This is a genomic window from Croceicoccus sp. (assembly GCF_983967925.1).
In genome coordinates this window covers 56,818-72,657 of record NZ_CFETID010000004.1, presented here as the reverse complement: position 1 = coordinate 72,657, position 15,840 = coordinate 56,818, and the positions used below count along the sequence as shown (strand labels likewise).

Sequence of the window (15,840 nt, the reverse complement as noted above, 5' to 3'; positions counted from 1 at the left end):
CAGATAGTCTGCCTGCCCCAAATTGCGAGTGCGTCGCAATATTTATTTCAGCGCAGCCGCCCATTCGTCGGCGTCGAAACCCACCAGCAGCCCGCCGTCGTATTCCGCCACTGGCCGCTTGATCATCGACGGGTTGTCCAGCAGCAATCGCTCGGCCTTGGCCGCATCGATGTCCTGCTTGTCCTCGTCGGGCAGCTTGCGAAACGTGGTGCCGCGCTTGTTGAGCAGCGGCTCCCAGCCCATGTCGGTAATCCACGCCTTCAGATGATCCCCGGGCACGCCCTGTTTCTTGTAATCGTGGAACGCGTAATCGATCCCTTCACCGTCAAGCCATTGGCGCGCCTTCTTGACCGTGTCGCAGTTGGGTATGCCATAGATCGTCGTGCTCATATCGGCCTTTCGCGAAACATTGCGTATGCGGGCCGCGATAGGACAGGTGGACTTTTGCGCGCAACGCAGGAATAGGGCGCGAAAGGCTTGGGGACAGGGAATGAGCGTCAACAGTTTCGGCCGCGTGCTGCGGTTCACCACCTGGGGCGAGAGCCACGGACCGGCGCTGGGCGCGGTGGTCGACGGCTGCCCGCCGCGCATCGAACTGAGCGAAGCCGACATCCAGCCCTTCCTCGACGCGCGCCGCCCCGGCACCAGCCGCTTCACCACCCAGCGCCGCGAACCTGACGAGGTTCGGATCCTGTCGGGCGTGTTCGAAGGCCAGACGACCGGCACGCCGATCAGCCTGATGATCGAGAATACCGACCAGCGGTCCAAGGACTACTCGGAGATCGCGAAAAGCTATCGCCCCGGCCATGCCGATTACGCCTATGACGCGAAATACGGCATCCGCGACTATCGCGGCGGCGGGCGGTCCAGCGCACGCGAAACCGCGGCGCGCGTGGCGGCAGGCGCCATCGCGCGCAAGGTGATTTCCGGCGTCACGGTCCGCGCTTGGGTCTCCGAAATGGGTGGCGACACAATCGACGAGGCCAGCTTCGACGCCTCGCTGATTCCGACCAACCCGTTCTTCTGCCCCGACCCCGCCGCGGCGGAACGCTGGGCCGAACGGCTCGATTACGCACGCCGCTCAGGCTCGTCGCTGGGAGCGGTGGTGACATGCGAAGCGGTCGGCGTTCCCGCAGGCTGGGGGGCGCCCGTTTACGGCAAGCTGGATGCCGATCTTGCCTCCGCCATGATGGGCATCAACGCGGTCAAGGGCGTGGAGATCGGCGACGGCTTCGAAGCCGCGCGCCTGACCGGCGAACAGAACGCCGACCCGATGCGCCCCTCGGGCGACGGAGAAACGGGCGAGGTCACGTTCGGCGCCAATCATGCAGGCGGGATCGCGGGCGGCATCTCCACCGGCCAGCCGGTCCGCGTGCGCGTCGCGTTCAAGCCGACCAGCTCGATCCTCATCCCCGTCCCGACGATTCGCAAGGACGACACCGGCGGTTTCGAGCAGGGCGAGATCGTCACTAAGGGCCGCCACGATCCCTGCGTGGGTCTGCGCGGCGTCCCCGTGGTCGAGGCGATGATGGCGCTGACGCTGGCCGATCACTTCCTGCTGAACCGCGCGCAATGCGGCTGAATCCGCTGTAGCGTTTGCGAATTTCCTGAAACGAGGCGCTATCCCCGCGCCTTGCAGATTGCTGCCGGCGGCACGTGCCCATGATCGGACAAAGCGATCAATTCCGTTTCATTGAATAATTCTATCAAACTCATCGGCTTTCTCCGCTTGGGCTTCGCGGGTGCAGCACCTATCTGTGATCGGCAACAGGAAATCATGTCCGGCACGCCTCAGTCGGCCCGGGCTCAACACAAGTGGAGTAAACACCGTATGGGTATCATCGGAAGCACGATCAAGCCGTTCAAAGCCACCGCTTTTCAGGCCGGCAAGGACTTCTTCGACGTCAGCGACAGCGACGTGAAGGGCGACTGGGCGGTCTTCTTCTTCTACCCCGCCGACTTCACCTTCGTCTGTCCGACCGAGCTGGAAGACCTTGCCGAGCAGTATGATTCGCTGAAGGGCATGGGCGTGGAAGTGTACGGCGTGTCGACCGACACCCATTTCAGCCACAAGGCATGGCACGACACCTCGGACAAGATCGGCAAGATCAAGTTCCCGATGCTGGGCGACCAGCTGCACACGCTGTCGAACAATTTCGGCGTGCTGCGTGAGGAAATGGGCCTCGCCGACCGCGCGACCTTCGTCGTCGATCCCGATGGCGTGATCCAGATCATGGAAATCACCAGCGAAGGCGTCGGCCGCAATGCCAAGGAACTGGTCCGCAAGATCAAGGCCGCGCAATATGTCCGCAAGAACCCCGGCCAGGTCTGCCCGGCGAAGTGGGAAGAAGGCAGCGACACGCTGGCTCCCTCGCTCGAGCTCGTCGGCAAGATTTGATCAGGAACACGCCCTCTTCCCTTGAAGGGGCACCCAAAAGCGACAGCGGCCCGGATGGTCCTGCCGTCCGGGCCGCTTTTGCGTCCGGAATCCCTGAATTTACGCACAACAGGAGGCCCTCGCCATGCTTGAAGCCAATCTGAAACAGCAGCTTAAGCAGTATCTGGAAAACCTGCGCGAGCCGATCGAACTCGTGGCCTCATTGGGTGAGGGCAAGAAGTCCGACGACACGCGCGAATTGCTGAACGAAATCGCCGAGCTGAACGACAAGGTCAGCGCGAGTTTCGACGGCAGCGACGACCGCAAGCCCAGCTTCATCATCCGCCGGTCCAGCGACCCGCAGAAATGGGTGCGCTTTGCAGGCCTGCCGCTGGGCCATGAATTCACCTCGCTGGTGCTGGCCCTGCTGTGGGCGGGCGGCCACCCGCCTAAGGTGGAGCAGGACGTTCTCGACCAGATCGAGCGGCTGGAAGGCGATTTCGACTTCGAGATGTATTTCTCGCTGTCCTGCCACAATTGCCCCGACGTGGTGCAGGCGCTGACGCTGATGGCGCTCTACAACCCGCGCATCACCGCGACATTGATCGAGGGCGGCACCTATCAGGATGAAGTCGAGGAGCGCGGCGTGATGGCCGTCCCCGCCACCTTCCTTCATGGCGAAATGTTCGCCAGCGGCAAGATGAGCGTCGAGGAAATCCTCGCCAAGATCGACACAAGCGCAGGCGCCAAGCAGGCCGAGAAGATCGCGGGCAAGGCACCGTTCGAAGTGCTGATCGTAGGCGGCGGCCCCGCGGGCGCGTCGGCTGCGGTCTATACCGCGCGCAAGGGCTTCTCCACCGGCATCGCGGCCGAGCGTTTCGGCGGACAGGTGCTCGACACCATGGGGATCGAGAACTTCATCTCCGTCCCCTATACCGAGGGGCCCAAGCTGTCCGCCGCGCTGGAACAGCATGTGGGCGAGTATGACATCGACGTGATGAACCTGCAGACGGCGGAAAAGCTTATCCCCGCCGCGCAGCCCGGCGGCATGCACGAAGTGGTGCTGGCCAATGGCGCATCGCTCAAGGCCCGCAGCGTGATCCTGACCACCGGCGCGCGCTGGCGCAATCTGGGCGTGCCGGGCGAGATGGACTATCGCAACAAGGGCGTCGCCTATTGCCCGCACTGCGACGGCCCGCTGTTCAAGGGCAAGCATGTCGCGGTCATCGGCGGCGGCAACTCGGGCGTCGAGGCGGCGATCGACCTCGCCAATATCGTCGGCCATGTCACCCTGATCGAATTCGACAGCAAGCTGCGCGCCGATCAGGTGCTGGTCGACAAGCTGCGTTCGATGCAGAACGTCGATATCCTCACCTCGGCCGCCACGACCGAGATTCTGGGCGATGGCGAGCGCGTCTCGGGCCTTGAATACAAGGACCGCGAGACCAACGAGCTGCACAAGGTCGAGCTGCAGGGCGTCTTCATCCAGATCGGGCTGGTCCCCAACACCGAATGGCTGAAGAACTCGGGCCTTGAACTGTCGAAGCATGGCGAGATCGTCACCGACGCCAAGGCCGCCACCAACCTGCCGGGCGTGTTCGCGGCGGGCGATGCAACCAACGTGCCCTACAAGCAGATCATCATCTCGATGGGGCAGGGCGCGACCGCAGGCCTCTCGGCCTTCGATTATCTCATCCGCACCGAACCCGCGGACGAGATCGCGCAAGCCGAGAAGGTGGCCCAGCCCGCCTGATCTTCGGGCCGAACGCATGAAAGGGCGTCCCGTCTCACCGGGGCGCCCTTTTCCATGTCCGAGGCGCACCGAATTTCCTCGGGTCTTTCCCCGATATTCGCCCCCTGCGTGCGCGCTATCCTGCAATCCGGAAGTTCGCAGTGGAAAGGCAAGGATGAATAGCGCGGGTCGTCATGTTCGGCGGGGCCTGTCCATCGCCCTGCTTTGCCTTGCAAGTCCGGCGCTGGCGCAGGAAGGCAGCGCGCCGCGTCCCCCAGCCGACGATGTCCCGCATGATGCCAAACATGGCGGCTGGCTCGACCCCTATTTCGACGATGAGGACGGCAAGCTCGACTTTTCGGAGAGTTTCTCCACCGGCGGGTTCTTTCCCATGCCGGTCATCATCACCGAACCGGCCGTCGACGGGGGTTTCGGCATCGTCGCCCAATTCGTCGATATGACGCCGGGCCAGCCGGAACGCACCACGCGCCGTATGCTTGGTGGGGTAAAGACCGGCAATGGCTCCTATGGCTTCGGTTTCTTCCAGTCGGGGCAGGCGTTCGACGGAGCCGTGTCGTACAGCTTTGGCGCGGGACACGGGAAGGTAACGCTCGACATGTATCCCGCCTTTGCGCCCGGCGGCATCGAATACACCAACAAGTATCAGTATGGCCTGTTCGGATCGGCGCGGCTGCATCTGGCCGACCGGCGCTTTTCGCTGGGCCCCATCGCCGATTTCCGCGGCCTGAAGACACGCATCGAACTGCCCGAAGTCGAAGGCCTGCCCGATGCCTTTCAGAACGATTTCGAACGCAAGCTGACCACCGGCGCGCTCGGCTGGGGCTTTCACTTCGACAGCCGCGACAATGCCGTCACGCCCCGCAGCGGCCTAAACGCCTTTGTCGAGGGCAAGTTCAATTCCGGCATCTTCGGCAGCGACCGCAATTTCGAGATCTATGACGCCGACGTCTACGCGTTCTATCCGCTGGGCGAAAAATGGACGCTGGGCGCCAAGACCGAACTCGACGCGGCGCGCGGCGATTTCCCATCGTTCTTTGCCCCATCCATTGATCTGCGCGGCGTGCAGGCTGGCCGCTATCAAGGCGGCACGGCGTGGAGTACGGAAGTCGAGGTGACACGACAGCTTTCGCCCCGCTGGTCGGTGCTGGGCTTTGCGGGGTATGGCACCGCCTATGCCGGATCGTCCCGCTTCTTCGAGGATTCGGGCGCGGTCTTCGCGGGCGGCGGCGGCTTTCGCTATCGCATCGCGCGCAAGCTGGGCGTCGATGCCGGGCTGGACGTGGCATTCGGCCCGGACGGTGGCATTATCTATATCCAATTCGGCCACGCCTGGGGCGGCGGCATGGACTGAAGCGGGTCTAACGCGGGCGTTTCAGGATGATGTAAAGCGCGCCCGCCCCGCCGTGCCTGGGATGCGCCTTGCGTATGGCCGCGATATGCCCCGCGTGCCGTCCCGCCGCCAGCCAGTCGAGCAGCTTCGCGCGAATCGCCCCGCGCCTTTGCGCCCTGTCCGCCGCATTGACAGGACGCGGCTTGCCCGCCACCACCAGCAGCACGCGCGCGCCCTGCGCAACGGCCTGCGTCATCCCCGCCTCCAGCCTGCGATATGCCGCGTCGAGCGTGTGGCCGTGCAGGTCGAGCGTGAAATCCGGAGCGATCGTGCCGCGCCCCAGCTTGCGGTCCCAGCCGCGGTCGAGGCTACCACCATTCTCGCCCAGAACCGGCGGCGGCGGCGGCGCGACGGGATGCTGCGGCCGCGCGGTCTGCAACATCGGTGCGGGCGGCGGCGGCGGCGGTCCTTTCTCAGGCGCGGGCTTTACCGCTTCGGGACGCTTGCGCCCCGGCATCGGCGTGACCGTCGCGGCAAGATGCGCCCACGCGCGCCGCTCTTCCTCATCCAGTTCGCGGCCTTGGCGTCCCTTGCGCGGTTTCACTGCCGCTCAGCGCGCAGCCGCGCCAGCGTACCGCGCGGCAGCAGCAGCGTGACCTCCGCCTCGCTCGACATGCCGCCCGCGATCTCCTTGGCCCGCTCTCCCGCGCCCCAGAAGGTGTCGAGCCGATTCGCGCCCTTGATCGCGCCGCCCGTGTCCTGCGCGATCCAGATACCGTCGGCCTCGTCATGCTCGGCGTCTATGATCACCGGCGCGCCCAGCGGTACGAAACGCGGATCGGCGGCCACGCTGGCATGCGGGCGGACCGGAACCTCCAGCGCGCCCAGCGGCCCGTCGCCGGTCAGTTCGCGGAAGAACACCCAGCTCTTGTTGGCGTTCATCACCTCGTCGGCTTCGGCGGGATTGGCGCGCAGCCAGTCGACAATCCCCTGCATCGTCGCCTCGCCCGGCTGGAACACGCCGCGTTCGCGCAGGACGCGCCCGATGGCGACATATTCGCGCCCGTTCTGCCCGGCATAGCCGATTCGCATCACGCTGCCATCGGGCGCGCGAAGCTGGCCCGAACCCTGGATCTGCAGGAAGAAGAAATCGATCGGGTCTTTCGCCCAGCCGATCACCGGCGCGCGGCCCTCCAGCGCGCCATCGATGATCTCCGACCGATCATAATACGAGGTGAAGCGCCCGTCCTCGGTCACCCGGCCCAGTGGCGCGCGTCCTTCGCCCGCATAATGGGGCTGGCGCACCAGATCGTCGGGCATCGCATAGACGGGCACGTCATAGCCCGGCGTCCTGACCCGAACCCCTTCGATCTGCGGTTCGAAATAGCCGGTGAGAAACCCCTCGCCCTGCGCCACGCGCACGGGTTCGAAATAGCCTGCAAAGAAATCGCGCGCGGTGGCGGCGGGCCAGACGCGCGCCGCATCGCAGGCCTCGCGCCAGTCCTCGCCGCGGGTCAGCCCGCTGGCATCGCTGCGCGCCAGCAATTTGGGACAGCTTTCGACGAAGGACGCCAGCGCCGCGGCGGCATCGCCGGGTTCGACTGTCAGGGTGCTGACGGCAGGCCCGGCCTGCAGCGCGGCATCGGCGGCGCGGTCGGGCGCAGGCGGGGGAACGGGTTCGGGCGCGGGACCGGCACAGGCGGCCAGCGCGGCCAGAAAGGCAAGCGCGGCCCCTTTGCCCCACATGGATCGGCCAAGCACCGATTGGCGCAACACGGATCGGCGCAGCACGGGCCCGTTCTCCGTCAGAGCGCCGGGATCAGCCTTCGTCGGTTTCGTCGAGCAGCCAATCGGGCCGCATCGCGGTGACCTTGCGGCTGAAGGTCCAGACATCGCGCGACTGGATCGCATCGTCCAGCGACCCCGCGATCATGTTGCCGTCCTTGTCCTTGGTCAGCGCGGCGATATCCGCGGCGAAGCGCACGGTGATGCGCGCCATCGGATTGTCGAAATCCGCGCCCACGATCTCGGCTTCCTCGATGCGTATCAGGCGATTCTCAACCGATTCGCCCGCCGCCTCGCGCGCGTCGATCGCGGCAACGAAGCTGGCATAGACGTCGTCGTCGCACAGCTCGTTCAAGGTCTCGCGGTCGCCCTTCCAGAACGCTTCCAGGATCATCGCATAGGCGCTCTTCGCACCCTCGATGAAGGTGACCGGGCTGAACCGGCGGTCGGCACTGGCAATCTCGCGCACCGCGCGCTGCGCGCCCAGCGGAATGCCCGCCAGCGCGCGTTCAAGGCCGGGAAGCTGCCGCTCATCGGCTGCGCCCGTGCCATCCGCCTGCGGCGAACGCGGCGCGGGCGCCTGCGCTTCGGGGGTGTGCGCCATGCGGCCCAGCATTTCCTCCTCATGCTCGGCACGGCGGCCGAGGACGGAATAGAGACGCAGGCCCAGAAAGGCGGCGATCATGGCGAGAATGACGATTTCGACGATCACAAGTGATCCATCCGTAATTAGCATTTGGCCAGCGCATCGCCGGCATGAAGGGCGAACTTGCCTTAAATAGGCAGCAAACACAAATATACAAACGATGTGAACACCGCGTTAGCTGCACCATCGGGCCGGGAACCGGCGTTTGCGCACAGCCCGCCGCAGCGCAGCAGCGATCGGTTGCTCGCACCGCGCGGCAATGCTACGCGCCGCATCCGACACCTGCGCGCGAGGGGCGCGCGGCTTTAGCGAAAAACGAAAGACATCATGGCCGACGAAGGCAACATCCTCACCGATCTTGGCATGAACGCGAACGAAGGCAACGGCGCGGACAACCAGCCCGCCATCGGGCTGATCTCGCAATATGTGAAGGATCTCTCGGTCGAGAATCCGAACGCGCCGAAAAGCTATCAGTGGAGCGATGCGCCCCAGCTGGACGTGCAGTTCAACATCCAGTCGGACCGCATCGACGACGAGGTGCACGAGGTTGCGCTGAAGGTTACCTGCACCGCCCGCGCGCAGCAGGGCACCGCCTATATCGTCGAGGCGACCTATTGCGGCCTGATCGGCATCCGCCACGTACCCGAGGCGCAGAGCCACGCGTTCCTGTTTGCCGAGGCGCCGCGCATCCTGTTCCCCTTCCTGCGCCGGGTCGTTGCCGATGCGGTGCGCGACGCGGGCTATGCGCCCTTGCTGCTCGACCCCATCGACTTTGCGGGACTCTACCAGCAGCAGATGGAACAGCGCCGCCGCGAAGGCACTCAGCCGCCCGCCGGCGAAGCCTGAGCCTGCGCCCGGCACCAGAGCTGAAAAGACCCCATAGATGAGCCTCGTCCGCAATGTCGGGACGATCGGAGGGCTCACCGCGCTCTCCCGCGTGTTCGGTTTCGCGCGCGACATGCTGCTCGCCCGCGTGCTGGGCGCGGGCGCGGCGGCGGACGCGTTCCAGCTGGCCTTCATCCTGCCGAACACCTTCCGCCGCCTGTTCGCGGAAGGGGCGTTCTCGGTCGCCTTCGTCCCGATGTACACGCGCCGCCTCCATTCCGATGAAGGCGAGGCGGCAGCGAACCGGTTCGCCAATGACACGCTGTCGGTTTTCGTGTGGATCCTGCTGGGATTCTCGGCGCTGGCGATGCTGGCGATGCCGGGGATCGTGTGGCTGCTCGCCCGCGAATATCAGGAGGTGCCGGGCAAGTTCGAACTGTCGGTGATGCTCAGCCGCGTCACCTTCCCCTATCTGGCGCTGGTCAGCCTTGTCGCCATGCTGTCGGGCGTATTGAACGCACGCTCGCGCTTCGCGCCGGGCGCCTTCGTGCCGGTGCTGCTCAATATCGTGCTGATCAGCGGTCTGGGCGCGGGCTATTACATCGGCCACACCGGCGGCAGCGAGGCGGATATCGCCACCGCGCTGGCCATCTCGGTCCCGGTCGCGGGCGCGGTGCAGCTGGCCTATATGTTCTGGGCAGTGCGCAAGGCGGGCGTGGCCCTGAAGATCACCCGCCCCCATTTCACGCCCGAGGTGAAGCGACTGGGCATGCTGATCCTGCCCGCCACTTTCGGCGCGGGCATCTACCAGATCAGCCAGTTCGTCGACACGTTCTTCGCGACCAGCCTGCCGCAAGGCTCGCTGACGCTGCTCAAGCTGGCCGACAGGCTCAACCAGATGCCGCTGGGCATCGTCGGCATTGCGCTGGGCACCGCGATCCTGCCGATGCTGGCACGCCACATCCAGACCGGCGACACGCGCGAGGCGCAGCGCCTGCAATCGAACGCGGTCGAAATGGCGACGCTGCTCACCCTGCCCGCCGCCGCAGCGCTGGCGATCTGCGCGCCCGCCTTTACCACTGCGTTCTTCGTCGGCGGCAAGATGACCGCGACCGACGGCCTGATCATGGGCCGGATCGTGATGGCGCTTGTCGCGGGCCTGCCGTCCTATGTACTGGTCAAGGTGTTCCAGCCCGCCTTCTTCAGCCGCGCCGACACCAAGACGCCGGTGTGGATCGCGGCGGGCGCGCTGGTCATCAATATCGCGATCAATTTCTATGTCGTGCCGCGATATGGCATCGTCGGGCTCGCCGCCGCGACTGCGATCACCTCCACGCTCAACGTGCTGACGCTCTATACCGTGCTGCAGATGCGCGGCTGGTTCCATTTCACCGCCAAGCTGGGCGGGCGCATCGCGCGCCAGCTGGTGGCGACGGCGGCAATGGGCGCGGCGCTGTGGTTCCTCGTGCCCCTGATGGCGGACCGCTATGGCGGCACGGTGATTGAACGCGTCTGGTCGCTGGGCGCGCTGGTCGGTGCGGGCATGGCGGTGTTCTTCGTGACCGCATGGCTGATCGGCGCGCTCGACAAGGACCTGATTGCGCAGCTACGGCGCAAGCGGGCGGCGAAACCCGTCGATCTCTCGGAATAAACCCAAAGGCCATTTTCATGCGTATCGTCTCGGGCATCCAGCCCACCGGCAATCTCCACCTCGGCAATTACCTCGGCGCGATCCGCAACTGGGCGCGGCTGCAGGAACAGGTGGGCAAGGCCGGGGGCGACTGCTTCTTCTTTCTGGCTGACCTGCACGCGATTTCGATGCCGCATGACGCCAGGGGCCTCGCCAATGCCACGCGCGAGATTGCGGCCGCAGTGATCGCCTGTGGCATCGATGCCGACCGGTCGGTGCTGTTCAACCAGGCGCAGGTCCCCTCCCATGCCGAGCTGCAATGGCTGCTCAACGGCACCGCCCGCATGGGCTGGCTCAACCGCATGACGCAGTTCAAGGACAAGTCGGGCAAGAACCGCGAAGGGGCCAGCGCCGCGCTGTTCACCTATCCGGTGCTGCAGGCCGCCGACGTGCTGCTGTACCAGACGACCCATGTCCCGGTGGGCGAGGATCAGAAGCAGCATCTGGAACTGGCCCGCGACATCGCGCAGAAATTCAACAACGATTACTGCAGCGAAGACGCGCCGCTGTTCACCCTGCCCGAACCGATGATCCCGCCCGAAGCGGCCCGCATCATGAGCCTGCGCGACGGCACCGCCAAGATGAGCAAGTCGGACCCCTCGGACATGAGCCGGATCAACCTGTCGGACGATCCCGACACGATGATGAAGAAGGTCAAGAAGGCCAAGACCGATCCCGAACCGCTGCCGTCGGAACCGGCAGGGCTGGAAGGCCGGCCCGAGGCGCTGAACCTCGTTTCGATCTATGCGGCGCTGACGGATACGAGCGTGGCGGGCGTGCTGGCGGAATTCGGCGGCGAGGGCTTCGGCAAGTTCAAGGCCGCGCTGGGCGAGCTGCTGGTCGAGCATCTCGGCCCCGTGACCGCCCGTTTCAACGAGCTGAAGCGGGATGTCGAACAGATCGACGCCATCCTCGCCCGCGGTGCAGCCCGCGCGCGCGAAGCGGCCGCGCCGACCCTGTCCGGCGCCTATCAGGCATTGGGATTCTTGCGCTAAGTTAATGAAACTTGGGTCGAACCCAGTCGTTACGGTATAAATATTCAACTTTCATTCACCGGCGAATCGCTACAGAATGTGCAGAATTTGCGGCGTTCTGTGTGCGGGAAACCGGCACGATGACTGCGCCGAAACGATTTTTCTGGAGAGCAGACCAATGACTTCCGCACGAACTTCGCGTTCATCCCGGCACAGGACGCCCCGCTTCTGGGCGAAGATGCTGGCGGCTCCGCTGCTGATCGCGGGCGTCGCGGCCTGCACGACACCGTTTCAGGCCGATGTCTCGCGGTTCCAGACGCAGCTGCCGGCACCGCAGGGCAACACATTCGCCGTCGTGGCCGAGGATCCGGCCATGCAGGGCGGCCTCGAATTCTCGCAATATGCGGGCTATGTCGCGCAGGAAATGTCGCGGCTCGGCTACACGCAGGCGGCTTCGCCCGAAACGGCGGACCTGCTGGTCAGCTTTGACTATGGCGTCGACAACGGGCGTGAACGCGTGCGCACCACGCCCGGCGTGGGTGCCGGGTTCTACGATCCGTGGGGCCCCTGGTACGGCGGCTATTTCGGTCGGCGCAGCTTCTATCGCGGCGGATGGGGCTATGGCTTCTACGACCCCTATTTCGGTGGTCCGGACGTGCGCAGCTACACCGTCTACACCAGCGGCATCGACATGAAGATCGACAATCGCACCACCGGCGAACGCCTGTTCGAGGGCAAGGCCGAGGCGGTGTCGACATCGAACCGGCTGCAGCATCTCGTCCCGAATCTGGTCGACGCGATGTTCACCGATTTCCCGGGCAATTCGGGCGAGGTGCTGCGCATCTCGATCGCGCCCGACGACGGCGACAAGACGGTCAAGCGACTCGACTGATCCGTTCAGCGATCCGCAACGCAGGATGCCCTAATACCGAAAGGCGAGCCGCGCCCGGCGTCCCTTTACACCGGCGCGGCGCGTTTCCCCGGGGCGGACTCGATCTGTTGAGCCACAACCGCCCCTCTGACTTGCCCGGCCGTTGGGTTTCAGCGCCAGACAATAGGCGCAGCCAGCGTTATTGAGGGGCGGCCGGGCCTTTTGGCGGCATCGACCCGCCCCCCAAGAAACCTATTCGCCCTTGATCGGGCTGACCTCGGCCGAACCGAAGCCGGTCGAACCGAACCCGCCCGTACCGCGCTTCGTCTCGTCGAGATGCTCGACCTTCAGCCAGCTTGCCCGCACCACGGGGCTCAGCACCGCCTGCGCGATCCGGTCGCCGCGCTGCACGCGGTAAGGCTCCTGCCCGTGGTTGATCAGGATCACCTTCAGCTCGCCGCGATAATCCGAATCGATCGTGCCCGGCGTGTTGGGCACGGTGATGCCATGCTTCAGCGCCAGCCCCGAACGCGGGCGGATCTGGATCTCGAACCCCTCAGGAATCGCAACCGCAAGCCCGGTCGCCACCGCGACCCGCTCTCCGGGAGCGATCACCCAGTCCTCCGCCGACACGACATCCATGCCCGCCGCGCCCTCGCTGGCATAGCGGGGCAGCGGCAGATCGTCGTTCCCGTCCAGCCGCATCACGGGAACGGGTACGGGTTCGTGCGGCTTCGTCATGCGTCGTCCTTCATGCCATTGTGGGCCCTGCAATTTTCCGCGACCCGCTCGATCAGGGCGGCGGCGACCTTGTCCTTGGGCATGGCAGGCCAGTCCTCTACCCCGTCGGCGGTGACAAGGTGGACCGTGTTGCTGTCCCCGCCCATCACACTGGTTCCGGGCGGGCCCGACACGTCATTGGCGACGATCCAGTCCGCCCCCTTGCGCAGCCGCTTGGCCTGCGCATGGGCGACGACATCATCGGTTTCCGCCGCAAAGCCGATCAGCAGGCGCGGCCGCGCGGGCGATGCCGCCACGCTGGAAAGAATGTCCGGATTGACCGCCAGCGCCAGCGGAGGCACCTCGCCCGATCCGTCCTTCTTGATCTTTCTGTTGGCACATTCCGCGGCGCGCCAGTCGGCCACCGCGGCGACCATGATCGCCACCTCGGCGGGCAGCGCCGATTCGACCGCATCCAGCATTTCCGCCGCCGATTCGACGTCATAGCGGTCGACCCCCGGCGGCGTGTCCAGATGCACCGGACCCGCGATCAGCGTGACCTGCGCGCCCGCGGCGGCGGCGGCCTCGGCAATCGCGAAACCCTGCTTCCCGCTCGACCGGTTGGCGATATAGCGCACCGGATCTATCGGCTCATGCGTAGGGCCGGCAGTCACCAGCACGTGGCGGCCATGCAAAGGGCGGTGGTTCTCGCCCGCGAAATCAGGCTGTCCGGCCAGAGGATCAGGTGACCCGAACGCCCGGATCGCCTGCCAGATCGCTTCGGGTTCGGGCAGGCGGCCCGCGCCATATTCGCCGCAGGCCATCGGGCCTTCGTCAGGCTCCAGCACCGTGACCCCGTCATCGCGCAGCCGCGCGACATTGCGGCGCGTCGCGGGATGCTCCCACATGCGCACGTTCATCGCGGGCACCGCCATCACCGGCTTGTCGGTCGCCAGCAGCAGGGTGGTTGCCAGATCGTCGGCGATGCCCGCCGCCATCTTGGCCATCAGATCGGCCGTCGCGGGGCACACCACCACCAGATCCGCCTCGCGGCTCAGCTGGATATGGCCCATCTCGGCCTCGTTCTTCAGATCCCACAGCGTGGTATAGACCGGCTTTTCCGACAGCGCGGCCAGCGTCATCGGGGTCACGAAATGCTGCCCGCCCTCGGTCACCACGCAGGTCACCTCGCCGCCGCCCTTGCGGATCAGGCGCACCAGTTCGCACGATTTATAGGCCGCGATGCCGCCCCCGACGATCAGCAGGATCCTGCGCACGGCCACTCGTCCCTCCTATCCGATCCAGCCCAGCAGGATCGCGCCATAGACCGCGCCGCCGCCGATGACCGCGCTCAGCAGATAGGGCAGCACCGATCCGCCCGGCTGCGCCTTGCGGCGGGCGCGGCGTTCCCAGATCAGCTCCACATCGGCCAGCGGCGGCGGTTCGGGCGCGCCTCCCTTGGGCGGATATTGCTCTTCCAGACGGCGGATCAGTGCGGGGATGCGCAGCAAGGTCTCGGTATCGGTGCGGATGCGGTCGGCAATCGCCGCCTCGGGCCCCAGCTCGTCGCGGATCCATTCGCGCACGAAAGGCGCCGCCACGTCCCACAGGTTGATGCCGGGATACAGCTGGGTCGCGATCCCCTCGACCATCACCATGGTCTTTTGCAGCAGCAGCAGATGCGGCTGCGTCTGCATGTCGAAATCGCGCGTGATCGCGAACAGCCCGTCCAACATCTGCCCGACCGACAGCTCGCTCACCGGCTTGCCGCGCATCGGCTCGCCCACCGCACGCAAAGCCGTCGCGAACTCGTCGACCGAATGGTGGCTGGGCACATATTGCGCCTCGAAATGGATCTCGGCCACGCGGCGGTAATTGCCCGTCGTCAGGCCATAGAGGATTTCCGCCAGCCACGCCCGCGCCTGCCGGTCGATCCGGCCCATGATGCCGAAATCGATGGCGACGATGGTGCCGTCGGCCTTCACGAACAGGTTGCCCTGATGCATGTCGGCATGGAAGAAGCCCGCGGTGATGGCCTGCCGCAAAAAGGCCAGCACCAGCCGCTGCGCCAGATCCTGCATGTCGTGCCCGGCCGCCACCAGCGCCTCGCGGTCGGACATCTTGATGCCGTCGATCCATTCGATCGTCAGCACGCGGCCATTGGTCCGGTCCCAGTCGATCGAGGGCACGCAGAACCCCGGCACCGCGTGCATCGCCTCGGCCAGTTCGGACGCGCTGGCCGCCTCGCGCCGCAAATCCAGCTCGCGATTGGTCCAGCGCTTGAAATTGGCGATGGTCAGGCGCGGGCGCAGCCGGGTCGCTTCACCGCCCAGCGCCTCGAGATGCGCGGCCGCCCATTCATAGGTGTCGATGTCGCGCGTGAACTGCTCGCGTATGCCGGGGCGCAGCACCTTGACCGCGACGAGGCGGCCATCGGTCGTCACCGCGCGGTGGACCTGCGCGATGCTGGCAGCGCCGACGGGCACTTCCTCGATACTTTCGTAGATATCGGTCCACGGCCGCTCGAAACTTGCCTCGATCGAGGCGGCGATCTTTTCGAACGGAACCGGCGGCAGCGAATCCTGCAGGCTCAGCAGTCCGCGCGCCGCTTCCTCGCCCACCAGATCGGGCCGCGTGGCCAGCGTCTGGCCCAGCTTGATCGCGGCGGGGCCGATATCCTGAAACGCCTCGGCATATTGCGGCTGTCTGGGCTGGATCGTGCCGAAACGCGCGATCCGGCACAGGCGGCGCACCGGGCCGGGCGTCTGCGGGTGATCCTCGACAATGCGCAGCGCGCCATGCCGCGCGAGGATGCGGCCCCATTTCAAAAGGCGGAATATATGGGTGGCAGGCTGGGTCACAGGATGTG

15 protein-coding genes are annotated in these 15,840 nt (G+C 65.8%); 8 read left to right on the top strand and 7 right to left on the bottom strand.

Features of this window, described 5'->3' with window-relative positions; translation table 11 throughout:
- Positions 1-42: 42 nt before the first annotated feature.
- Positions 43-390 carry an ArsC family reductase gene (locus AC4FIJ_RS03675; RefSeq protein WP_490335362.1) on the bottom strand — a complete coding sequence of 116 codons (348 nt, stop codon included), beginning with the start codon at positions 388-390 and terminating at the stop codon, positions 43-45.
- A 100-nt stretch (positions 391-490) separates the two neighbouring features.
- Between AC4FIJ_RS03675 and aroC the strand changes: the two genes are divergently transcribed.
- The 4 genes from aroC (at position 491) to AC4FIJ_RS03655 (ending at position 5,481) form a co-directional block, all read left to right on the top strand.
- Complete coding sequence (aroC, locus tag AC4FIJ_RS03670) at positions 491-1,582, top strand: chorismate synthase (protein ID WP_490335361.1); 1,092 nt, start codon at positions 491-493, stop codon at positions 1,580-1,582.
- Positions 1,583-1,831: 249 nt separating this feature from the next.
- Positions 1,832-2,398: an alkyl hydroperoxide reductase subunit C gene (gene ahpC / locus AC4FIJ_RS03665; protein ID WP_490335360.1), complete on the top strand. Its 567-nt coding sequence runs from the start codon at positions 1,832-1,834 to the stop codon at positions 2,396-2,398.
- Between the two features lie 124 nt (positions 2,399-2,522).
- Entirely contained in the window at positions 2,523-4,130 is a 1,608-nt protein-coding gene (gene ahpF, locus AC4FIJ_RS03660) for an alkyl hydroperoxide reductase subunit F (protein ID WP_490335359.1), read from the top strand.
- A 154-nt stretch (positions 4,131-4,284) separates the two neighbouring features.
- Positions 4,285-5,481 (top strand): hypothetical protein, encoded by a 1,197-nt coding sequence (locus AC4FIJ_RS03655; RefSeq protein WP_490335358.1) that lies wholly within the window; start codon positions 4,285-4,287, stop codon positions 5,479-5,481.
- A 7-nt stretch (positions 5,482-5,488) separates the two neighbouring features.
- On the opposite strand, the gene AC4FIJ_RS03650 is transcribed toward AC4FIJ_RS03655, so the two are convergent.
- Genes AC4FIJ_RS03650 through AC4FIJ_RS03640 form a run of 3 tightly spaced genes read right to left on the bottom strand, consistent with a single transcriptional unit; the run spans position 5,489 to position 7,957 of the window.
- Positions 5,489-6,064: a Smr/MutS family protein gene (locus AC4FIJ_RS03650; RefSeq protein WP_490335357.1), complete on the bottom strand. Its 576-nt coding sequence runs from the start codon at positions 6,062-6,064 to the stop codon at positions 5,489-5,491.
- Positions 6,061-7,251 (bottom strand): murein transglycosylase A, encoded by a 1,191-nt coding sequence (gene mltA, locus AC4FIJ_RS03645; protein WP_490335356.1) that lies wholly within the window; start codon positions 7,249-7,251, stop codon positions 6,061-6,063. Before mltA ends, AC4FIJ_RS03650 begins: the two co-directional genes overlap by 4 nt.
- Before the next feature lie 28 nt (positions 7,252-7,279).
- Complete coding sequence (locus AC4FIJ_RS03640) at positions 7,280-7,957, bottom strand: Tim44/TimA family putative adaptor protein (RefSeq protein ID WP_490335355.1); 678 nt, start codon at positions 7,955-7,957, stop codon at positions 7,280-7,282.
- Between the two features lie 261 nt (positions 7,958-8,218).
- Here AC4FIJ_RS03640 and secB point away from each other — a divergent pair, with 261 nt between their 5' ends.
- From secB to AC4FIJ_RS03620, 4 genes are all read left to right on the top strand, one after another.
- On the top strand, positions 8,219-8,737 hold the full coding sequence (gene secB / locus AC4FIJ_RS03635; protein ID WP_490335354.1) for a protein-export chaperone SecB: 519 nt from the start codon (positions 8,219-8,221) through the stop codon (positions 8,735-8,737).
- 37 nt (positions 8,738-8,774) lie between these two features.
- Positions 8,775-10,367: a murein biosynthesis integral membrane protein MurJ gene (gene murJ, locus AC4FIJ_RS03630; protein WP_490335353.1), complete on the top strand. Its 1,593-nt coding sequence runs from the start codon at positions 8,775-8,777 to the stop codon at positions 10,365-10,367.
- A gap of 17 nt (positions 10,368-10,384) precedes the next feature.
- On the top strand, positions 10,385-11,401 hold the full coding sequence (gene trpS, locus AC4FIJ_RS03625; RefSeq protein WP_490335352.1) for a tryptophan--tRNA ligase: 1,017 nt from the start codon (positions 10,385-10,387) through the stop codon (positions 11,399-11,401).
- 157 nt (positions 11,402-11,558) lie between these two features.
- On the top strand, positions 11,559-12,272 hold the full coding sequence (locus AC4FIJ_RS03620) for a DUF4136 domain-containing protein (RefSeq protein WP_490335351.1): 714 nt from the start codon (positions 11,559-11,561) through the stop codon (positions 12,270-12,272).
- 231 nt (positions 12,273-12,503) lie between these two features.
- Here the strand turns inward: AC4FIJ_RS03620 and dut are convergent, their stop codons facing one another.
- The 3 genes from dut to ubiB are packed head-to-tail and all read right to left on the bottom strand — an operon-like array spanning position 12,504 to position 15,832.
- Complete coding sequence (gene dut / locus AC4FIJ_RS03615) at positions 12,504-12,992, bottom strand: dUTP diphosphatase (protein WP_490335350.1); 489 nt, start codon at positions 12,990-12,992, stop codon at positions 12,504-12,506.
- Positions 12,989-14,254, bottom strand: coding sequence for a bifunctional phosphopantothenoylcysteine decarboxylase/phosphopantothenate--cysteine ligase CoaBC (coaBC, locus tag AC4FIJ_RS03610; protein ID WP_490335349.1), 1,266 nt, complete (start codon positions 14,252-14,254; stop codon positions 12,989-12,991). Before coaBC ends, dut begins: the two co-directional genes overlap by 4 nt.
- 9 nt (positions 14,255-14,263) lie before the next feature.
- Complete coding sequence (gene ubiB, locus AC4FIJ_RS03605; RefSeq protein ID WP_490335348.1) at positions 14,264-15,832, bottom strand: 2-polyprenylphenol 6-hydroxylase; 1,569 nt, start codon at positions 15,830-15,832, stop codon at positions 14,264-14,266.
- Between the last annotated feature and the right edge of the window lie 8 nt (positions 15,833-15,840).

Excerpts from the sequence above, each read along its gene's own strand:
- AC4FIJ_RS03675 (WP_490335362.1), bottom strand. The coding sequence starts at position 390 with ATGAGCACGACGATCTATGGCATACCCAACTGCGACACGGTCAAGAAG.
- aroC (WP_490335361.1), top strand. The coding sequence starts at position 491 with ATGAGCGTCAACAGTTTCGGCCGCGTGCTGCGGTTCACCACCTGGGGC.
- ahpC (WP_490335360.1), top strand. The coding sequence starts at position 1,832 with ATGGGTATCATCGGAAGCACGATCAAGCCGTTCAAAGCCACCGCTTTT.
- ahpF (WP_490335359.1), top strand. The coding sequence starts at position 2,523 with ATGCTTGAAGCCAATCTGAAACAGCAGCTTAAGCAGTATCTGGAAAAC.
- AC4FIJ_RS03655 (WP_490335358.1), top strand. The coding sequence starts at position 4,285 with ATGAATAGCGCGGGTCGTCATGTTCGGCGGGGCCTGTCCATCGCCCTG.
- secB (WP_490335354.1), top strand. The coding sequence starts at position 8,219 with ATGGCCGACGAAGGCAACATCCTCACCGATCTTGGCATGAACGCGAAC.
- murJ (WP_490335353.1), top strand. The coding sequence starts at position 8,775 with ATGAGCCTCGTCCGCAATGTCGGGACGATCGGAGGGCTCACCGCGCTC.
- trpS (WP_490335352.1), top strand. The coding sequence starts at position 10,385 with ATGCGTATCGTCTCGGGCATCCAGCCCACCGGCAATCTCCACCTCGGC.
- AC4FIJ_RS03620 (WP_490335351.1), top strand. The coding sequence starts at position 11,559 with ATGACTTCCGCACGAACTTCGCGTTCATCCCGGCACAGGACGCCCCGC.
- dut (WP_490335350.1), bottom strand. The coding sequence starts at position 12,992 with ATGACGAAGCCGCACGAACCCGTACCCGTTCCCGTGATGCGGCTGGAC.